The organism is Paenibacillus sp. HGF5, from assembly GCF_000204455.1.
GTDB lineage: Bacteria > Bacillota > Bacilli > Paenibacillales > Paenibacillaceae > Paenibacillus_AQ > Paenibacillus_AQ lautus_A.
The window spans coordinates 1-20,214 of record NZ_AEXS01000052.1 but is presented as its reverse complement, the minus strand read 5'-3'; the positions used below and the strand labels follow the sequence as shown (position 1 = coordinate 20,214).

General features: G+C 53.3%; 18 protein-coding genes. 14 read left to right on the top strand and 4 right to left on the bottom strand.

Translation table 11 applies throughout. The features are described 5' to 3' along the window. The first annotated feature begins 11 nt into the window (after window positions 1-11). From HMPREF9412_RS08365 to HMPREF9412_RS08340, 6 genes are all read left to right on the top strand, one after another. Window positions 12-830: an NAD(P)H-binding protein gene (locus HMPREF9412_RS08365; RefSeq protein ID WP_009591009.1), complete on the top strand. Its 819-nt coding sequence runs from the start codon at window positions 12-14 to the stop codon at window positions 828-830. Between the two features lie 62 nt (window positions 831-892). Continuing rightward, window positions 893-1,843: a daunorubicin resistance protein DrrA family ABC transporter ATP-binding protein gene (locus HMPREF9412_RS08360; RefSeq protein WP_009591016.1), complete on the top strand. Its 951-nt coding sequence runs from the start codon at window positions 893-895 to the stop codon at window positions 1,841-1,843. Continuing rightward, entirely contained in the window at window positions 1,840-2,673 is an 834-nt protein-coding gene (locus HMPREF9412_RS08355; protein ID WP_009591015.1) for an ABC transporter permease, read from the top strand. The genes HMPREF9412_RS08360 and HMPREF9412_RS08355 overlap by 4 nt, the downstream gene beginning before the upstream one ends. Window positions 2,674-2,874: 201 nt before the next feature. Beyond that, window positions 2,875-4,941, top strand: coding sequence for a HelD family protein (locus HMPREF9412_RS08350; RefSeq protein ID WP_009591012.1), 2,067 nt, complete (start codon window positions 2,875-2,877; stop codon window positions 4,939-4,941). 263 nt (window positions 4,942-5,204) lie between these two features. Further along, entirely contained in the window at window positions 5,205-6,980 is a 1,776-nt protein-coding gene (locus HMPREF9412_RS08345) for an ABC transporter ATP-binding protein (RefSeq protein ID WP_009591000.1), read from the top strand. Further along, a complete protein-coding gene (locus tag HMPREF9412_RS08340) occupies window positions 6,964-8,817 on the top strand; it encodes an ABC transporter ATP-binding protein (RefSeq protein WP_009590990.1) in 1,854 nt (617 codons plus the stop codon). The genes HMPREF9412_RS08345 and HMPREF9412_RS08340 overlap by 17 nt, the downstream gene beginning before the upstream one ends. A 79-nt stretch (window positions 8,818-8,896) precedes the next feature. On the opposite strand, the gene HMPREF9412_RS08335 is transcribed toward HMPREF9412_RS08340, so the two are convergent. Continuing rightward, window positions 8,897-9,766, bottom strand: coding sequence for a LysR family transcriptional regulator (locus HMPREF9412_RS08335; RefSeq protein WP_009590997.1), 870 nt, complete (start codon window positions 9,764-9,766; stop codon window positions 8,897-8,899). Between the two features lie 142 nt (window positions 9,767-9,908). Between HMPREF9412_RS08335 and HMPREF9412_RS08330 the strand changes: the two genes are divergently transcribed. Together HMPREF9412_RS08330 and HMPREF9412_RS08325 are read left to right on the top strand one after the other, a co-directional pair. After that, on the top strand, window positions 9,909-10,565 hold the full coding sequence (locus tag HMPREF9412_RS08330; protein WP_050802801.1) for an ankyrin repeat domain-containing protein: 657 nt from the start codon (window positions 9,909-9,911) through the stop codon (window positions 10,563-10,565). Window positions 10,566-10,614: 49 nt separating this feature from the next. Next, on the top strand, window positions 10,615-11,841 hold the full coding sequence (locus HMPREF9412_RS08325) for an amidohydrolase (RefSeq protein WP_009591011.1): 1,227 nt from the start codon (window positions 10,615-10,617) through the stop codon (window positions 11,839-11,841). Window positions 11,842-11,923: 82 nt separating this feature from the next. On the opposite strand, the gene HMPREF9412_RS08320 is transcribed toward HMPREF9412_RS08325, so the two are convergent. Both HMPREF9412_RS08320 and HMPREF9412_RS08315 read right to left on the bottom strand, forming a co-directional pair. Next, window positions 11,924-12,610 carry a G1 family glutamic endopeptidase gene (locus tag HMPREF9412_RS08320; protein WP_036671683.1) on the bottom strand — a complete coding sequence of 229 codons (687 nt, stop codon included), beginning with the start codon at window positions 12,608-12,610 and terminating at the stop codon, window positions 11,924-11,926. 123 nt (window positions 12,611-12,733) lie between these two features. Further along, the gene (locus HMPREF9412_RS08315) at window positions 12,734-13,219 is read right to left on the bottom strand and encodes an anthrone oxygenase family protein (protein WP_009591007.1); all 486 of its coding nucleotides are present in this window, start codon (window positions 13,217-13,219) and stop codon (window positions 12,734-12,736) included. Between the two features lie 282 nt (window positions 13,220-13,501). On the opposite strand from HMPREF9412_RS08315, the gene HMPREF9412_RS08310 reads away from it, so the two are divergent. The 3 genes from HMPREF9412_RS08310 to HMPREF9412_RS08300 all read left to right on the top strand — a co-directional run bounded on the left by HMPREF9412_RS08310 (window position 13,502) and on the right by HMPREF9412_RS08300 (window position 16,741). Further along, window positions 13,502-14,902, top strand: coding sequence for an ABC transporter substrate-binding protein (locus HMPREF9412_RS08310; protein WP_009591030.1), 1,401 nt, complete (start codon window positions 13,502-13,504; stop codon window positions 14,900-14,902). Between the two features lie 98 nt (window positions 14,903-15,000). Further along, window positions 15,001-15,891 carry a carbohydrate ABC transporter permease gene (locus HMPREF9412_RS08305; RefSeq protein ID WP_009591023.1) on the top strand — a complete coding sequence of 297 codons (891 nt, stop codon included), beginning with the start codon at window positions 15,001-15,003 and terminating at the stop codon, window positions 15,889-15,891. A 16-nt stretch (window positions 15,892-15,907) separates the two neighbouring features. Next, window positions 15,908-16,741, top strand: coding sequence for a carbohydrate ABC transporter permease (locus tag HMPREF9412_RS08300; protein ID WP_009591022.1), 834 nt, complete (start codon window positions 15,908-15,910; stop codon window positions 16,739-16,741). A 117-nt stretch (window positions 16,742-16,858) separates the two neighbouring features. Here HMPREF9412_RS08300 and HMPREF9412_RS08295 read toward each other — a convergent pair whose 3' ends face one another. Beyond that, window positions 16,859-17,782: an AraC family transcriptional regulator gene (locus HMPREF9412_RS08295; protein WP_009591028.1), complete on the bottom strand. Its 924-nt coding sequence runs from the start codon at window positions 17,780-17,782 to the stop codon at window positions 16,859-16,861. Between the two features lie 197 nt (window positions 17,783-17,979). Here HMPREF9412_RS08295 and HMPREF9412_RS08290 point away from each other — a divergent pair, with 197 nt between their 5' ends. The 3 genes from HMPREF9412_RS08290 to HMPREF9412_RS08280 all read left to right on the top strand — a co-directional run bounded on the left by HMPREF9412_RS08290 (window position 17,980) and on the right by HMPREF9412_RS08280 (window position 20,157). Next, window positions 17,980-18,243 carry an Atu4866 domain-containing protein gene (locus HMPREF9412_RS08290; protein ID WP_009591033.1) on the top strand — a complete coding sequence of 88 codons (264 nt, stop codon included), beginning with the start codon at window positions 17,980-17,982 and terminating at the stop codon, window positions 18,241-18,243. A gap of 70 nt (window positions 18,244-18,313) precedes the next feature. Continuing rightward, window positions 18,314-19,054 (top strand): SDR family oxidoreductase, encoded by a 741-nt coding sequence (locus HMPREF9412_RS08285; protein WP_009591037.1) that lies wholly within the window; start codon window positions 18,314-18,316, stop codon window positions 19,052-19,054. A gap of 302 nt (window positions 19,055-19,356) precedes the next feature. Then, window positions 19,357-20,157, top strand: a complete 801-nt coding sequence (locus HMPREF9412_RS08280) for a TetR/AcrR family transcriptional regulator (RefSeq protein WP_036671699.1) — start codon at window positions 19,357-19,359, stop codon at window positions 20,155-20,157. Window positions 20,158-20,214 lie beyond the last annotated feature (57 nt).

Sequence of the window (20,214 nt, the reverse complement as noted above, 5' to 3'; positions counted from 1 at the left end):
AGGATTTCCATATGACCATTTTAATAACAGGCGCTACCGGAACCGTTGGAAAACACATCGTGCAGCAGCTTGTTCTGCAAGGAAACGAAGTGAGAGCGATCTCACGCAATCCGCAGCAGGCGAAAGTGCCCGAGGGCGTTCAGATGTTTGCCGGCAATCTCAATGACCCGGATAGTCTGATCCCCGCCCTGCAAGGCGTGACGACGATGCATTTGATCATTTCCAGCGACGAGGCTTACGGAACCCTTCAGACGGATCCGCGGATTATCGAGCTGGCCGAGAAGGCGGGCGTAAAGCGGGTAACGGTATTGGTGGGCTATGAAGAGGGTCCAGTCGAAGCGGCCCTTCGAAACAGCAGAATGGAATGGACCCTGCTCAAGCCCGGCGAATTTATGGCGAATATTCTGGCCGATTGGCAGGAATCGATCCGCATTGAGGGAGTCGTCCGCGAGCCGTTCGGCCATGCGCTGAGCGCGAGAATCCATGAATCCGATATCGCCCGCGTGGCCGTTGCCGCACTTCTGGAGGAAGGTCACCATGGCCAAGAATATTTCCTTACGGGACCGGAAGCCCTTTCGCGAACGGAAGCGGTTCGAATTATAAGCGAGGTAACCGGCAAGGACATCCGCTTTGTCGAGCTGACCGAGGAACAGGCGAGAGATCGATGGAGAGAGCAGGGCTATGACGAGGAGTCGATTGAGTTCTTTGTGCAAATGGGAAAAAATCCGCCCGAGATCGGTTATACGGTACTGCCGACGGTGGAGGAGGTCACGGGGCGGCCGGCAGCAACGCTTGCCGATTGGGTCCGTGATCATCTGGACGATTTTTAAGAGATGGCCTTCTTAAGATGATGGAGACCGCGATGATATAGGAAGAGAAGGGAATGTGATACTTGTCTTACGCCATTGAAACGAAAGGGCTTCGTAAATCCTATAACGGAACGGAGGTCGTTCGAGGCATCGATCTGCGAGTCGAACAAGGAGAGCTCTTTGCCTTGTTAGGTCCGAACGGCGCCGGAAAAACAACCACCATCCATATGTTAACCACCTTGATTCAGCCGGATGGCGGGTACGCCAGCGTAGCCGGATTTGATATTGTGGGCAATGCCCGGAACGTTCGGAGAAGGATTAGCCTGACAGGCCAGTTTGCGGCACTGGATGAAGGACTCTCCGGTCTTCAGAATTTAAAGCTGATCTCCAGGCTTTACGGTCATTCGGCAAAAGCGGCCCGGTCCGTAAGCGAGGAGCTGATCGAAGCCTTCGGTCTCAGCGAAGCGAAGGATCGCGCGGTTCAGCATTACTCCGGCGGGATGCGGAGGCGGCTGGATATTGCCGCCAGTATCGTTACCGAGCCCGATGTTATTTTTCTGGATGAGCCGACGACGGGACTGGACCCGCAAAGCCGTGTTCAAGTTTGGGATGTTGTAAGGTCGCTCTTGAAACGGGGGACCACGGTGCTGCTCACAACCCAATACTTGGAGGAAGCTGATCAGCTGGCGGACCGGATTGCCGTGATGGATAAGGGGAATTTGATAGCGGAAGGGACGCCCCGGCAATTAAAGGCTTCGATTGGCGACAGGACGTTAACCGTCCAATTCAACGAGCAGGCCGATCGGGATAAACTGGGTACGTTGTTATACGAGGCGCATGCCTTGACCTTATTGCAGGACGATCATCCGTTGGTACATAAGATCCCGGTGAAGGATGCGTTTGCAGCCCATCAGGCCATCCATTCGCTGATGGAGAACGGGTTCGCCATTGACTATTTTGCCTTAAGCGAGCCGAGTCTGGATGAGGTCTTTCTGTCACTGACCGACGCAAAGTCGAAAGGAGGCGCTCCATGAGTACAAGCCAGCATACAGCGAATAAGGACGGCTTGCCGACGGTTCGGCAAGCAATCATCGATCCTCCCTCTATCCTGACGTCGATCCGAATCTTTATGTGGAGAACCTGGCAGCATACCAAGCATGACGGGTTTGGTCTGGTGATGGATGCGGTTCTGTCGCCGGTTCTGCTGCTGCTCATCTTCAGTTACCTGTTCGGCGGTGCCATGGCCGGGTCAACCGGGGCTTATATTCAATTCCTCTTGCCCGGCATCCTGATCCTGACGGTCGTTCCCATGACCGTGTACAGCGGAACCACGATATGCTCGGATATTACCAAAGGGGTGTACAATCGTTTCCGAACGCTGCCTTTCTGGCAGCCCGCATCCGTGATTGGCTCCATCCTTACGGATGGGCTGCGTTATGCGGCCGGCGTTATTGCTGCCCTCGGTACGGGCGTGGCGCTGGGTTTCCGTCCCGAAGGCAGCGCCATTCAGGTCTTATGCGCCATAGCCTACATCCTGTTGTTTGCCTTTAGCGTCAGCTGGATATTTGCGCTGGTCGGCGTCGTGGCCAAACGGCCGGAGACGGTGTCGGGGTCCAGCATGATCGCGATATATCCGCTGCTGTTCGCCAGCAGCATTCTGGTGGATTCGTCGACGATGCCGAAATGGACAGCGACCCTTATTGATCTGAATCCCGTCAGTATGGCGGCTACCACCGTCAGGGCGCTGATGAGCGGTACGGCAGGAACGGCCGAGATCATGACCGGAATCGGAGTCTGCGTGCTGTTTATGGGGATATTTGCCCCGCTTACGCTGTATCTGTACCAGACGAAAAACGAGCGGTAACCAGCACAAAAAAACCAGGCCTGCATGAGCATGCAGCCTGGTTTTTATCTATGGTACGTCATTTGCAGTTTATGTCAATCGTACCGCTATTTTTGGACCCACGATAAATACACAATACTACAACGGAAAGTATAAGTCTATATTTTTTTCGGGAAACCCCTATACTTAGAGCTATTCTTTAGCAAAGAGGGGGAAATCGGAGTGCTGAATCCAAACGAAAACGCAGAGCGGGAATATCTTGCATTGGTATTAAAGGAGCTTCAACGGGCATCGGAGGAGTTAGAGGGAAAGGTGTCCGATTCGTATAAGGATATCATTGAAGCCAAGAAATACCTGTGGGTCAACATGGCCCAATTGGATGCGGCGGAGCGTGCGGCCAACCGGGTTGATATTTCTTTGTCGATCGATACCGGAGAGAAACAGGCGGCCAGGCTGCAGAGGATGCGCAAGCTGCTTGCCTCGCCTTATTTTGGGAGGGTGGATTTCCGTACGAACGAACCGAAGGAAGAAGAAGGCGCCTACTATATCGGCATCCATTCGTTCACGAACCCGGAGAGTCAGGAGCATCTCATCTATGATTGGCGCTCGCCGGTAGCCAGCCTGTTTTATGATTACAATGCCGGTCCTGCGTCTTATGAAGCGCCCATGGGGAGGCTGAATGGCGAAATTACCGTCAAAAGGCAGTACAAAATCAGAGACGGTCAAATGGAATATATGATCGAGAGCTCCATGAACATCCATGACGACGTGCTGCAGAAGGAGCTCAGCAGCACGTCGGACGAGAAGATGAAGAATATCGTGGCTACCATCCAGCAGGAGCAAAATGCCATCATCCGAAACGAAACCGCGCATGAGCTGATCATACAGGGGGCGGCAGGCTCGGGCAAAACCTCGGTGGCCCTGCACAGGGTGGCCTTTCTCCTGTATCGCCATAAGGAAACCTTGACTTCCAGCAACGTGCTGATCATATCCCCCCATAAAGTGTTCTCCGATTATATATCGAGCGTGCTGCCGGAGCTTGGCGAAGAGAAAATCATGGAGGTCACGATGGAGGAGCTTGCTGCCAAAAAGCTCCGAGGATTATGCCGGTTCCAGACCTTCTCCGAACAGGTGGACGAAATCGTACACGCCCATGACGAGCAGGCCATCGAACGGATCCGGTACAAGGCCGGTTTGGATTTTGTGTTTGAGCTGGATGCTTATATGGAATATGGTGATCAGCAGTTTTTCCAGCCAACGGATATTCAGATGAAGGGGTTGTTCATACCGGCCTCGGAGGTCATGGATAAATACCTTGGAACCATGAGTTTGCCGGTCAGGCAGCGATTAGAGAAGACCGCCTCGGTCCTGTCGAACCAGGCCCGTACGGAGGACGGCCTGAGGCTGACTTCGGCGGAAGCTAATACTGTCAAAGCCGCGATCCGAAAAATGTTCAAATATCAAAATGCGTTAAGCCTGTACAAGGCATTCTTCTCGTACAGGAACCAACCGGACATGTTCATCATGAAAAACAGGAAAACGATTGAATACGCTGACGTTTTTCCGCTGATTTACCTCAAGATGCATCTGGAGGGGAGTTCCCCCTACGATAGGGTAAAGCATCTGCTGGTCGATGAAATGCAGGATTATACTCCGATTCAGTATGCCGTCATCTCCAAATGGTTTGCTTGCAAAAAAACGATTCTCGGCGACAGCAACCAATCGGTCAACGTGTATACTTCAACCTCGCTGCCCGATATCCAGCGCGTGTTTCCTCAAGCCGATACGATCGAGCTGGTAAAAAGCTACCGTTCCACGCTGGAAATCATGAAGCTTGCAAAGCGGATCCATCCGCGCAGCACCATGATTCCCGTGGAGCGGCATGGTGAAGAACCGCTGCTGATCCGGTGTCATGATGCGGAGCAGGAGCTGGCGTTCATCCAAGATCTCACCCGAGACTTTCCGAATTCCGGGATGCAGACGATGGGGATCATATGCAAAACGTCATCGCAAGCCCGGCAGGTGTACGAGTCGGTCAGGGGGTTAACGGACAACGTGAGCCTGCTCGATTTTAGCAGCGACCGCTTTCAGGAGGGAATCACGATTACCTTCGCCCATATGGCCAAAGGGCTGGAATTCGACCAGGTTATCGTTCCTTTTGCGGGCGCCGCAAACTATCGTACCGAGATGGATCGAAGTTTGCTCTATATTGCCTGTACCCGGGCCATGCATAGGCTGCTGCTGACCTATTCCGGCGAGCCCGCGGCGTGGTTGGCCGGCTCGGCGTAAACCGGATCAGGACCGTGCCATGCGTCAGAATATACGTTATCCAGAGCCGCGGCCCATGTGCGCGGCTTTTTCTTTAGATTATTGGACTCAAATGACCTTGATTGACGTTATGTCTAAATTTAAATAAAACATCAGGCGGTTTAGGAAGGAGGACTCCTTTATATCTAGAAACTATTAATATGGGAGCATCACAGCAAACGTATGGAAGGAGGAACGTAACGGACTGAATAATCCAATAACAGGACAGGAAGTGATATGGGACATTGGACTCTCATCGAATACTTGGAGACTTTTTCAGGAAGACGTGGCCATTTTATGTATTGTCGATTTGCTGTCACTTGGTAGCCAATATCATCCACGTGAATTTCCCGAGGGTGCTGGGCAATTTCACGGATGAATTGAAGGATGGTTTATTGTCGGTCGGCGGTGTTGTGCAGTACAGCTGGACGCTGCTGGGTATCGGCGTCGGCTTTGCCGTCATCGGCGGGATCGGCCAGTTTCTGGTCATGTACACGGGACGTTATTTCGAATTTATGAATCGGCGCCGCCTGTTTGTCCATTTTACGGGGCTCAGCGAGCGGTTTTATTCCAAGAACGGCGTCGGCAAGCTGCTAAGTTATTTCATGAACGACGTGACGACGGTAAGGGAAGCGATCTCGATGGGGATCAATCAGACGGCAAACGCCTCGATCCTGCTGGTCTCCACGATTGTCATGCTGCTGATAACGAATGTTCCGCTGTATCTGGTGGCCGCAAGCATCGTTCCTTTGCTGCTGATACCGATCATCGTCGTCTGGCTCGGGCCGATCATCAGGAGAAGATCGCTCCAGGTTCAGGAAGCGCTCGGCGTGATGACGGAGTCGGCGGAGGAGCAGTTTGGCGGGATTCGCGTCACGAAGAAGTTTGCGGTGGAAGAGACGATGAAACGGCGCTTCGGGGCGACGGTGGACAGTATTCGGGACAAGCAGCTGCGGCTGGTGCGCGTGTCGTCGCTCTTTCAATCGATCATTCCGTTTCTAGGCGCATCCTCCCTTATTATCGCCCTCTCATTCGGCGGTTACTTAACGATCATGGGACGCATCTCGGTCGGTAACTTTGTCGCATTGACGCTTTACATTCGCATGCTGATGAACCCGCTGCAGCAGATCGGGAATGTTATTAATGTTGTCCAGAGAGCGAGGGCCTCGCTTGACCGCTTGAACGATCTGCTTGATAAGCAGGCCGACATTAAGGAACTGCCTGGCGCCAAGAAGCTGAATCTGGAGTATCCAGGCATTGAGGTGCGGGATTTATCTTTTTCCTACGATGCTTTGGACGGCCATGAGGGAGGTTCCAGGCAGGTGCTGCGCGGCATTCGGCTGAGCGTTCCGCCCGGCGCGACGCTGGGCATCATCGGCCGTACGGGAAGCGGCAAAACCACGCTGATGAAGCTGCTGCTGCGCACCTACGACCCGCCTCCGGGGAAGGTGCTGATCGGCGGCGAGGACATTCGGAAGCTTACATTAAAAAGCCTCCGCGAAGGAATCGCTTACGTTCCCCAGGACGGCTTCCTGTTCAGCTCGACCATCCGCGAGAATATTGCCTTCTATAAAAGGGACACGAAACCGACCGTCGTTGAGGAAGCGGCACGAAAGGCACGGGTGTATGACAACATTGCGGAGTTTCCGGACAAGTTCGAGACCCGCTTAGGGGAGCGCGGCATTACCCTTTCCGGCGGACAGCGGCAGCGGACAAGCCTGGCGCGGGGAATCATCAAGGATGCGCCCGTCCTCATTCTGGATGACAGCGTAAGCGCCGTCGATGCGGTGACGGAGACGGAAATCATGGAGACGATTCGCGACATCCGGGAGGGGAAGACCACGATCATCATTGCCCACCGGATTAGTGCATTGAAGTTTGCCGATGAGATCATCGTCCTGGATCAGGGAGAGATTGTCCAGCGGGGTACGCATGAAGAACTGCTGTCTACGGACGGGCTGTACCGGACGCTGCATGACATTCAGGAAGAGGGGATGAAGCATCATGGCACAGGCCATTAACAATTGGCAGCTGGATCAGAAGGCGGATTTGAACGCCCCTCAGTCCAAGCCAAAGTATATTTCCACGTTCCGGGCTTTGTCGGGTTATATGAAGGAACACCGGCTGACCTTTGCCGGGTTTATCGGCTGCACCTTGATTGCCATCTCGGCAGAGCTGCTGCAGCCGTACCTGATGAAAATCGCGATCGACGATAATCTGATGGTCGGCAAGAACGATTACCGGAGCCTGATGATCATCTGCGGGATCTATTTTTCGTTATCGCTGCTCAGCATGATGTTTACCTATCTGCAAAATAATTTGCTGCAAAAAGCGGGGCAGAGCATTGTGGCGAGCATTCGCAAACGGCTGTTTGCCCATATCTCGAGGCTGTCGATGTCGTATTTCGACAAGGTGCCGAGCGGCAGCTTGATTACGCATGTATCCAGCGATACCGAAGCGATCAACCAGTTTTTTAACCAGGTGCTGCTCAGCCTGTTTCGTGACGGCTTCACGCTGATCTTCATCCTGGTGATGATGTTCCAGCTGGACGTCACGCTGACCTTATACTGCCTCATCCTGCTGCCGATCATTGCAGGGATCGCGATTGCGTTCCGGCGGTATATGCGCCACACCTACCAGATGGCGAGAACGCGGTTATCCCGACTGGTGGCTTTCGTGGCGGAGAATCTCTCAGGCATGAACCTGATCCAAGTGTTCCATCAGCAGAAGGAGCAGGAGAAGCAGTTCGAGGAGCGGAATGACTCTTATTTCAAAGCCAACATCCGGGAGATCCGGACCAATGTGCTGTTTAACCGCTCCTACGAAATATTGAACAACCTGGCGATTGCGTTCGTGACGTGGCTCGGCGGGCAAGCCGTTCTGGGGACGACGCTGGAGTTCGGCGTGCTGTATGCTTTTATTACGTATATCCGTTTATTCTTCCAGCCGATCAATACGATCACCCAGCAGTGGAATACGCTGCAATCGGCGACGGTGGCGATTAACCGGATATGGAGCCTGCTCGCGATTCAGCCTGAGGTTACGGATCTACGCATGCCGGCGGCCATGGAGAAGGCGAAGGTTCAGGGCCGCGTCGACTTTGACCGGGTCACGTTCGGTTACGAAGGCGGGGCTCCGGTCATTCAGGATTTGGATCTTCATATCCAACCCGGGGAAATGATCGGGATCGTCGGAACCACCGGCGCGGGAAAAAGCTCGCTCATTAGCCTGCTGTGCCGTTTCTACGACGTGAACGAAGGGAGCATTCGGATTGACGGGATCGACATCCGAGAGCTGGCACAGTCCGATCTGCATCGGATCGTGGGCCTTGTGCAGCAGGAGCCCTATCTCTACTCCGGAACGGTGCTGGACAATGTGCGGCTGTTCGATGAGGACATATCCAGGGAGCGGGTGATCGAGGCTTGCCGCTTTATCGGTGCGGATTCAATCATCAGGAGGATGAAGGAAGGATATGACACCCGGCTGTCGGAGCGGGGCAGCGGCTTGTCCGCCGGCGAGCGGCAGCTGATCTCCTTCGCGCGAATCATCGTGTTCCAGCCCAAAATTCTCATTCTGGACGAAGCGACCGCCAACCTGGATTCGCACACGGAGCAGCTCATCCAGAATGCGCTGCAGCTCGTTGCCGAGGGGCGGACGACCCTTGTCATTGCCCACCGCTTATCCACCATCATGGGGGCGGACCGAATCCTGGTCATGAGCAGAGGCCGAATCGTGGAGCAAGGAACCCATGAGGAACTGCTGGATTCCCATGGGTATTACGAAGAGCTGTATCTTCACTCCCAAGGACAGAAGCAGGAGCGGGAGGGGGTCGCAGGCTCGTTGTATCGCACGAAATAAACGGCGACTTATTCGAGGACGGAGCTTCATTAGCTCTGTCCTCTTTTTGCTGCTTGGACATCCGATGAGGTTCGCAAATCTATAAGGTGCTAGCCAACAGGTCAATGAAGTTCAGCGCCGTTCTGGAGACATGGTGATCCTTCAGCCAGATTAAGGCCGTGGAGGCCGCAGCCGGGGTGTCCTTGATTTTGAAGGCATGCACCGCTGCGGGCAGCTGCTGTTTGATCAGGGTCTCGGGAACGATCGCCACGCCGAACCCCGAAGAGACCAAGCGCAGCAGCAGCGAAATGTCGGAGCATTCGGCTACGATGTTCGGCTGCAGCTTCTGCTCCGAGAAAGCCATCTGGATCGTATAATACACGCCCAGCCCTTCCGTGCTTGGCAGAATAAGCGGATGCTGCGTGATATAGGGGAGGGTCGTCTCCTGTTCGATAGATGGCTCCGAGGTGAGCATGTAAAAGGGCTCCGTCTGCAGATGAAGGATCGAGAAATCGTCCAATTCAAGGGGCAGGCGTACGATCGCTACTTCGAGCGACCGGTTTCGCACGAGCTCACAGAGCTGATACGACTCGTTTTGCTGGATTTTATACGAGACTTGGGGATATTTTACCCTGAACTCATGGAGCCATGACGGCAGCTCTACCGAAGACAGGGTATTGATACCAAGGCTCAGCGTTCCTTTATCTCCGTTCCCGACCTCTTTCACTTCGGCTTTAGCCTCTTCCATGAGCTGGGTCATTTGGAGCGCGTATTTGTACAGCGCTTTCCCCGATTCGGTGATTTCCAGCCGCTTTCCTCTTCGATATACCAAGACCGACCCGAGTTCTTCCTCCATGGCTTTCAGCTGTTGACTGAGCGGCGGCTGGGATATATGAAGCCGGTTGGCGGCCAGCGAGATGGTGCCTTCCTCCACGATGGCAATAAAATAGCGGAGCTGCCTGATATCCATATGCTTATGCAAACCTCCTTGTATATGAAAAACCTTCATAAATTCAATTTTTTAAGTATTTTTCATATGGTTCTGTCTCATGGTAGCATACCCATATATACGATAGAAAGAGGGGGAGTATCGGGTGCTGCGTATAACAGCTATGCTATTGATCCTTTTCCTGTCGGCCTGTCAACCAAATTCGGAGAAACACGAGGTGAAGAAGGATATGGATCGTCAACTCATTGAATCCGCCGAGCAAGGGAATAAGGAGCAAGTGCGACAGCTTCTTCAATTCGGCGCTAACATCGATGCGACGGATGACCAGGGAAGAACGGCCGTGATGGCGGCAACCTACCGCAATCATGTCGATACGGTAGACGCCTTGATTCAGGCTGGCGCCGATATCAATATTCGGGATCATCAACTGAATAATGTGTTTTTGTATGCCGGCGCTGAAGGCATGCTGGACATCCTGAGGCTGGCCATTGATGCCGATGCGGATGTGACGCTCACGAACCGTTTTGGCGGTACGGCTCTCATTCCGGCCTCCGACCGCGGTCATGTGGAGATTGTGCAGGAGCTCCTGACCCGGACCAGCGTCGATGTGAACCATATTAATAATTTGAACTGGACCGCGCTGCTGGAGGCTGTCATTCTCGGTGACGGCAGCGAGAACTATCAGCGTATCGTGAAGCTGCTGCTGGATCATGGGGCAGACCCTGAGCTTCCGGACGGGAACGGCGTAACTCCCCTGCAGCACGCCCGGGAGCGGGGATATCAAGAAATCGAACGCATCTTAATGGAGGCTGCGAACTAAGGGGCATCGAAAAGAAGGCGGATATAAGCGAGAAGGGGATGAAGGTTATATGAACGAACAAAGCAAGGCATACTGGCTGCTGCATGTCCGGCTGGAAACGGGTTACCGCTACGAGGAGGACGTCGTGACCGGAACCGAAACGGGATTTTTCCATGTGAAGATAGAGAATGGGGCTTTTTCTGAGATTCGTCCCGCGGAGGCTTTGCCGGATACGCTGCTGCCAACATGGGATATGAAGGGGAATCTGATGCTACCCTGCTTTAGAGATATGCATATCCACCTGGACAAAACCTATTATGGAGGCCCATGGAAGGCACCGCTTCGTCCGGCTCACGGAATTTTCAGCCGGATCGAGGAGGAAGAGAGGCTGCTTCCCGAGCTTCTTCCCACCGCCAAGGAGCGAGCGGAGGGACTGCTGGATCTGCTGCTGCGTTACGGTTCTACCCATGTCCGCTCCCACTGCAATGTGGATCCCGTCGTCGGTCTGAAAAATTTGGAAGCCACCTTGCAGGCGGCTGAAGGATATAAGGAAAAAGCATTTGTGGAGATCGTTGCCTTTCCTCAGCACGGCTTGCTTCGCAGCCAGTCCGTATCCCTGGTCAGGGAAGCGCTCCGGAACGGAGCCGCGCTGGTAGGCGGACTGGATCCCACGACGGTGGACGAGGATATGGAGAAATCGCTGAACACCGTGATGGAGCTGGCGGTGGAAGCCAACGCCGGCATTGACCTGCACCTGCATGAGTCGTCCCAGATCGGATTGAATGCCTTTAAACGGGTAGCTGATCTCACGGAAGAGGCGGGTTGGAACGGAAGAGTCACGCTCAGCCATGCCCTCGCTTTCGCGGACGTCTCACCAAGCGAGGTGGATGAAGTGGCGATTCGGTTAGCGGACTTGGGTATTTCCATCACCTCCTCCGTACCGCTTGGCCGAACCATCCCGATCCCGCAGCTGCACCGCCGCGGCGTGAACATCTCGCTTGGGCAAGACAGCATTATGGACCATTGGTCCCCGTTCGGCAAAGGGGATAATCTGGACAAGGCGGGCACGCTGGCCGAACGCTTCCATATGAGCGATGAGCGTTCGCTCGGACAGGCCCTAGGGTTTATTACGGGAGGCGTGACGCCGCTAGACCAGGACGGCCGTTATGCGTGGCCAAACGTCGGGGATACGGCGGATGCGGTGATTGTGGAAGCCAGCTGCTCGGCGGAAGCCGTTGCCAGGCGGTCCCGCCGCCATGCCGTGCTGTTCAAGGGAAACCCGGTTTACGGAATATGATAAAGGGGCAGCCGCTGCACGCCGGACAATTCCGGCGTGCAGCGGCTGTTGTTGGTTGATGGGCAATAATGCGCCAAGCCCCTTATTGATGAACGCCTTTGACAACGAAACCGTCTCCCGCCCGGTTCGGATTGGAGGGAATGGAGGTAACGGTTGAATTCTGAAGCATAATGCCCCCATCATCCACCGTGAGTTTGGGGCGTTTCCCATTGACACGGCAGCAGGAGAAGACAACGGGGGACAAACGTGCCATCGTGGCAAGCGCCCCATTGATTTGCGGCGCTTCGACGATCCATTCCGCCGAGGTCTGCGGACCGCCGTACCGCTGCAATGTTCGAAAGGTCCAGTTCCGGGATACGTTGCGAAGGCAGATCAGCCAGTTCGACCCGCTGCACTTGATGATGCTGGCATGCATGCGGTCACCCGGCTGAATGGGCAGCGGAATGATCGTAACCGAGGCGGGGAGAATCTCCCACCAAGCATAATAATAAGCCTTGCCGTCTATCCAATCATGACCCGTTCCGGTCTGTATCAAATTGCTGTTGCTGAATCCGTCAATGCCGATCCAGGCCGAGGAGTAGGACGCCCCGCGGCTTGGCCGAACAAACGGCACATTCCATTTGGCGGAGACCCGTTTGAAAGCCCCTTTTTTTCCAGTGATAGCGTATCCGCTCCAATTGCTTGATATCCATCCGATGTTACGACGCGGCTTGGCTGAAGAGTCAAGTTGGCATGTGTGATTCCACTGACCTATCGTGGAAATCCCCATAATCTCCACCGCCTTTACTAGATTGATAGTATATCTAATGAAGAATCGGTAGAGTTGGTATGGGTTATGTGTTAGAAAGTTTGAACGGCGGCTTTTGAATCTAGTTTTCAGGTTAATCCAGTCTTAAGGGATATGCCGTAAGGCAAAAACAAACAGGATCATGGCCCCTATGGAGGTGACCGTCCGTACATGGTTCCAGGCCGTCCATTTACTTAGGTAGGCACTCCAGACCTCGCTTCCTGCGCTGCTCGCAGGATCAACGGCAGCCAGCGCGTCATTGAGCGGGACATTGAAGGCCATCGTTACGATGAATCCCGTCAGATACAGCAGACCGGCGGCCAGCAAGTAGACGGATCCCGGTTCTCCCCAGCGGAGGACGGATAGGACCGCAAGAACGATACTGGTTAGGGCGGTACCTGTAAACAGTGCACCGAACGTGGGGTTGAGTATGGTTGCATTGATGGACTGCATGGCGTTAATCCCCTGTTCGTTCGGAATCCGCGATAAAGCGGTCACCATGAAGGATGAGAAGGCGAAGAACAGGCCGGCTATAAGACCCGAGCCTGTCACTGAAAATAGAGCCAGCAAAAAAATCAAGCGATCACTCATGGGTAGGTTACCTCCAGTTTTAGCTGTGTTTCTGACATTTGATTCCATATATATCCACTTTATAATTGTTTGTACATACAAATATATTAGCGTTTTCGTCAAAAGTAAAGACCTAAAATTGAAGGTATGAAGATATAGAGGGATCTGTATACTTGTTTTTACTATATATGGTAATTAGCATATATACGCTATTTACTAAATAGAGTTGAATATACGCTCTCGTAAGCGTATCCAAAATTTGGATCATATATTCAATGTGTTCAGCCAAAAGGAGGGATCCGTATGAAGTCAGGCAAGAGGGGGATTTGGCTAGTAACGACGGCTTTATTAAGCGTTTCTTTGTTATTCGGTTGTACCGGTGGCAAGGGAACGCCGGCCGATACCGGCGATCCGGAGCCGGGAAAGGACGGAGAGACGGCCAAGAAAATCATTACCGTTACGTTTCGGGATGACGGGATCGGCGAGAACGGAGCGTTCTATAAATGGCTTAAGGAAGTGTCGGCCAGTTACCCTGACAAAAGCGTAGAGATTAAGCCGACACCGATTCAGGCATCGGAAGGCGATTATTTTGCCAAGGTGGCCCTGGCGCTGAAATCCAAAGATACGGCGCCCGATATCGTGACGGAAGATACCTTCATCTTGAACTCGGATGCCAGCGCCGGCTATTTGGAGCCGCTCGATGATAAATTGGCGGGATGGGAAGACTGGGGCAACGGCTCCTTCATCGAAGCGATGAAGAAGGGGGTCACTGCCAGCGATGGCAAGGTATATGGCGTGCCGTACAACACGGATTCCAGGGGCCTTTGGTATAACAAGGATATTTTCAAACAAGCGGGTCTTCCGGAGGATTGGCAGCCTAAGAATTGGGAGGAGGTCTTAAACGCTGCGCGAACGATCAAGGAGAAGGCGCCTGACGTTGTACCGATCTGGATGAACATGGGCAAGGCTACAGGCGAAGCAACCTCCATGCAAACCTACGAGATGCTGCTCTACGGAACGGGTGAAAGGCTGTATGACGATGCCAGCAGCAAATGGATTACGAAAAGCCAGGGCATTCTGGACGCGCTGACTTTTGTGGAAACGGTCAACAAAGAGAAGCTGGGACCGCCGCTCTCCAAAGTATTGAACGGCCAGGCAGGCAACACGGCTTCCCGCGAATACCTGCCGCAGGGCAAACTGGCGATTTCGCTGGACGGTTCCTGGATCACGGGCAACTATATGGAAACAGGCGCGGCGCCATGGCCTGAATACAAAGACGTGCTCGGCTTTGCGCCGATGCCGACCAGCCAAGGGCAGGAGCCCGGCTCGATCACGCTGGCCGGAGGCTGGGCGCTGTCGATTCCAAGCAATTCCAAGAACAAAGACGAGGCATGGGAATTTATCAAGTTTGCGCTCGGCAAGGAAAATACCCAGAAGCTCGTCATGTCCTCCGGCAATATTACGGTGCGTGCCGATGTTGCCAAGGATCCGGAATATACGAAAATGCCGTTTAACGAAATCGCGACCGAATACCTGCAGAACGCAGAGTTCAGACCGGCACAGGAGAAGTATCCGGAAGTGTCGACGCAGATCCAGACGATGGTGGAATCCGTAGCAACGGGAACGTCGCCTGCGGATGCCATGAATAAATATGCGCAGGATGTTACCCGCATTGTTGGTGCGGATCATATCGTGGAGAAATAACCTGCTATAAGCAAAACCGGCTTGCTCAAGCGCTCCCGTCATCGCGGAGACTTGGGCAAGCGGTTTTTCAGATCATCCGTATGGAAGGAGAACCACACATGAGCAGTCTGTCCGTGGACGTTTACCCGAAACGAAGAAAAACGTATACCTGGCTCTTTTTTTTGCTGCCTTCAATCGCGATTATGCTCGTGTTTTTTATATATCCCATCCTGTTAACATTCTTCTATTCCTTCACCAATTTGGCCTTGACCGGGGAAGCGGCGAGGGAGCTCAAATTTATCGGCCTCGACAACTATACCCGGATGTTCCAGGATCCCACGGTTCGGATCAGTATCTGGAACACGCTGGTTTTTCTTATCGGTTCGGCGGTGATCGGGCAGCAGGTGCTGGGATTTCTGATTGCGCTGCTGATGAAGCAGAGGAACAAGACGTTTCGGCGAGTGATTGGAACGATTGTGCTTGCGGGCTGGGTAACGCCCGAGATCGTGTGCGCCCTTTGTCTGTACAGCTTCTTCGGGGATGAAGGCACGCTGAATGCGATTATCACATTTTTCGGATTTTCGGAAGTGACCTGGTTGTTTACCGTACCGATGCTGACGATCATTCTTGCGAATATTTGGCACGGCACGGCCTTCTCGATGCTGGTATTTCAAGCCGCGCTGGATGACGTGCCAAACGAAATCGAGGAAGCGGCGGTAGTGGATGGAGCCTCGAAGTGGAAAATTTTCACGCGCATCATCATCCCTTACATCAAAAGCACCATTACCACGAATATGATGCTGGTTACTTTGCAGACGCTCGGGGTGTTCGGGCTCATCTATGCGATGACCGGAGGCGGTCCGGGCAACTCCACGACGACCCTGCCGATCTTTATGTACAATCAGGCGTTTGTGAACTATCAATTAGGCTATGGAACCGCTATTTCGCTGCTGCTGCTGCTGATCGGGATTGTGTTAAGCCTCCTGTATATCAGGTCGATGAAAGAGTAACCAGGGGTGAAATCATATGAATGCCAAACAACGTAAATTAGTCTATCGAATTCTGCCGTATGCGATCCTTGCGGGGATCGGCATTTGCTTTGTGCTGCCGCTGCTCTGGGTGCTTGTGGCTTCCGTCGATCCGAATGCAATGCAATCCCTCAAAGTGCCCAGCAAGATTACCGGCGCCAATTACGTAGAGGTGATTACCAGCAGCGAGAACCAGCGCGCTTATCTGATCGGCCTGGTGATGTCGCTTGGCCAAGCCGTATTGGTCGTCCTGCTGGCGCTGCTAGCGGCTTACCCGTTATCCCGTTATCAGATGAAATATAAGAAGCCCTTCATGCTGACCATTCTGTTCATGACCTCGCTGCCGATTACGGCCGTTATGGTCCCTGTCTACCAGCTGTTCCTGGGATTAAAGCTGTATGACAACATTTTTGGCGTCATCTTGTTCTATGTAGCGTCGTCCATGCCGTACGGGATATGGATGATGAAGAATTTCATGGATTCCGTGCCGAGCGATCTGGAGGAAGCCGCCTGGGTGGACGGGGCCTCGGTGTTTACGGGGATCCGCAAGGTGGTTGCGCCGCTGATGGTCCCGGGGATATGCACGGTGGCCATCTTTACGTTCTCGGGCAGCTGGGGTAATTTTTTCGTTCCGTATATCTTGCTGCAATCGCCCGAGAAGTTCCCGGCTTCCCTGAAGCTGTACCAGTTCTTCGGTCAGTACGGCATGGTCGACTACGGCAGCCTGGCGGCCTTCTCGGTGCTGTACGCCATCCCGGCGATCATCATGTATATTCTATCCCAGCAGTTTATGTCCAAGGGCTTCGGGCTGCAGGGCGGAACGAAAGGATAGGCATGCGAAAAAAAAGGCAGGGCGTTTGATGCCCGACATAAAAAACGGCAGAAATGCCGTTTTTTTGTGTTTAACTGGCGAATTCCTTCCGTTTCGCTGTTCGTTTCCCGATCGGGTTCAGGTTCCGTGTGTGCCGAAATCCAATGAGTCGCGAAGACGTTTGATATCCCGGATCGGAGGCAATCCGAACATGCGGGCATATTCCCTGTTGAACTGGGTGGGGCTCTCATAGCCGACCTGAAATCCGGCATCGGCCGCCGCGGAGGTTTCCGAGAGAAGGAGACGCCTGGCCTCTTGCAGTCGGATTTGCTTTTGATACTGAAGCGGGCTCATCGCGGTGATTTCCTTGAAGTGATGATGAAGCGAAGAAGGGCTCATATTGACGGCCGCGGACAGTTTGGCGATGTGCAAGGGCTGATTATAATCACGCTCGATCAACTGGGCAGCCGCCGAGATACGCTGCGCATGACTGCCGCTGACGGCAAACTGCTTCAGGGATTGCCCTTGCTCGGCTTGAAGGATTCGATAAAGAATTTCCTTTGTGAACAGGGGGGCCAGGACGGGAATATCCTCCGGCGTATCCAGAAGGCGCACGAGGCGGACGACGGCATCCAGCAGCGCTTGATTCATCGGGCTGACAAACAGGGCTTTTGGGGAGCCGGATTTCTTGGTAGGGGTCTCTTGGCCGGATTTGATTAGCTCGAAAATCTGATGCTTGTCAAAGTCCAGCCGGAGACACAGATAAGGCCGCTCCGGCGCCGCCTGGATTACTTGGCCGGATATGGGCAGCTGCAGCGAGACGACAAGATAGCTGGACGGGTCGTAAACATAGCATTCTTGTGCCAGCATGATTAATTTACGCCCTTGGACCACGATGCATAGCGCGGGTTCATGAATCGTGTGGACCAATTCCGTCTCGCTGGATGCCCGTATAAAATGTAGAGCGGGTATCGGCGTACCATATGTACCGTCCATGCCCGTGTATTTTTCTATGTATCCTGCAAGTTCGTTCTGCAGATGGCTTCCTTCATGGTTGTACATTCAGGGTCGTTTTCCTCCTCCGATAGAATATGGTTCAATCTTAATCAATCGTGCAGGAATAGGCAAGAATCATGGTGGATTCGGCTACCGGATGAATGCGGTATGAACGCATAATAGAACTATCCTCAATGGTTAAAGGCGGGCAGCTATAAATGAAACTCAAGAGGATTAGATAAGAACGAAGAGGAGGGGATGGAATGAATACAGCTCTTGATGCGAATGGGTCGAAGCATCCCTATGCAGGCATGTGGGTTACGAAGGACGGATATATCCGCCACGAGCTGCTCCCGAACGGGCGTTACGATGAAGCAAGAGGACTGCGGCAAAGCGCCTATCAAGGCCGCTATTTCATGGAAGGCGATCACATCGAATATGTGGATGATACCGGGTTCACGGCCGACGGCGATTTTCGGGACGGCGTTCTCTATCATGCCGGAATGGTATTGTATCGGGAAATCTAACGTTATGTCATGGCAAGCATGCGGAATTGGTTTCGAAATACAGGATTAGGATCAGGAGGAGCGTTGTTGCATGTCTAGCGTAAAAGGAAAAGTCGTGGCCATTACAGGCGCGAGCAGCGGGATCGGCGAAGCGGCGGCCCGGCTGCTCGCTCAGCATGGCGCACATGTGGTGCTCGGGGCGAGAAGAACGGACAGGCTGGAGACGCTGGCTGCTGCATTGAATAGGGAAGGCGGCTCAGCCGTTTACCAATCGCTGAATGTCGTTCATCTCGATCAGATGGAATCCTTCATCGACTTGGCGGTGAGCCGATTCGGACGGGTGGATGTCATCCTCAACAATGCAGGCATCATGCCTCTATCTCCCTTGGAAGCCTTGAAGGTGGACGAATGGAACCGGATGATCGACGTGAACGTCCGCGGCGTCCTGCACGGCATAGCGGCAGGGCTGCCGGTGATGCAGAAGCAGGGCTTTGGTCAATTTATCAATATCGCTTCGATCGGTGCGTATGAGGTATCGCCTACCGCTGCCGTTTATTGTGCCACCAAGCATGCGGTTCGCGCAATCTCGGAGGGCCTGCGCCAGGAGGTCGGCAGCAGCGGTATCCGGGTTACGCAAATATCGCCGGGCGTAACGGAGTCGGAGCTGGCCGACGGCATTTCCGATGGTACGGCCAGACAAGTCATGAAGGAGTATCGAAGAATATCGATCCCGGCGATATCGATTGCGCAAGCGATTGTGTATGCCATCGAGCAGCCGCCGGAAGTCGATGTGAATGAAATCATCATTAGGCCAACTGCATCAGGGAGCTAACGAATCAGCTGTTGAGTTCAATCTCAACAGCTTTTTTTTGTTGGAAGGATTTGTTATACATTTTATCAAGAGGTGTTGGGACTGGATATGATCATGGATCACGACTGGATCACCAGTTATGGCTCGCAGGAGAAGATGAGCATTCAGATCAGCTTTCCTTCCGAGGGGGGGCGAAGCCGGCAGCTCTCTGCAAAGACTCTGATTCGCCCTCTATACCTATGGATGATGAGATATGTTATACTGTTTATAATATAAACAATTATTTAATATCAGATGCAAGGATGCAGAAAGGAAACATGATCATGTCTAACGATGAGAAGATAGATCCGGATATTGGATCTAAACTGCCCAGAGGGGCGGCTCTTAGCTGGGGATTGGTAAAGCCGCCGCAGCGGGGACCGAAACGGGAGATGAGCCTTTCGCAGATTGTGGAGACGGCCATCGACATCGCCGATAAAGAAGGGCTTTCAGCTGTCTCCATGAATCGAATTGCGTCCACTTTGGGTTTTACCGCCATGTCGCTGTACAGGTACATATCCAGCAAGGACGACCTTTTGGTGCTGATGCAGAACGCCGCGTGCGATATTCCCATTCCGCCGGAAGATTCTGCTGACTGGCGCGAGAATATGCGGGTCTACGTCAAATTGACGATGCAGGTATTCCGGAATCACCCGTGGTTCGGAGACATTCCAATTACGGGTATTCCCATTACGCCGAACAATCTGCGATTTATCGATTGGGGTCTGCGGTTCATGAAGGATCTCCCGCTGAATGATTATGAGCGGATGTCTTTGATACTCTTGTTAAGCAATTACGCTAGATCAAGCGGCATGATGCAGCGGGATATGGACCGCGCCATACAGGCAGGCTCCACCCCGGAACAGTTTAGTGGACTTGATTATACGGCAGCGCTGAAACAGCTTATGAAGCCGGATCGGTTTCCGTTCCTGTATCCGGTAGTGATGTCGGGGGTCTATACGGAAGACAGCGAGGAAGTGAATCCGATAGGCAATGACATTGATTTCGGGTTAGAACGCATTTTGGATGGCATCGAGCAATATTTTCAAGCCAAGAAACAACAGGAACCCTCGGACAAGCCATGATGTCGGCCAAGTTACGGGTCGTGGCCGATCCAAAGAGGGGCAGCAACAGCCGAGCAA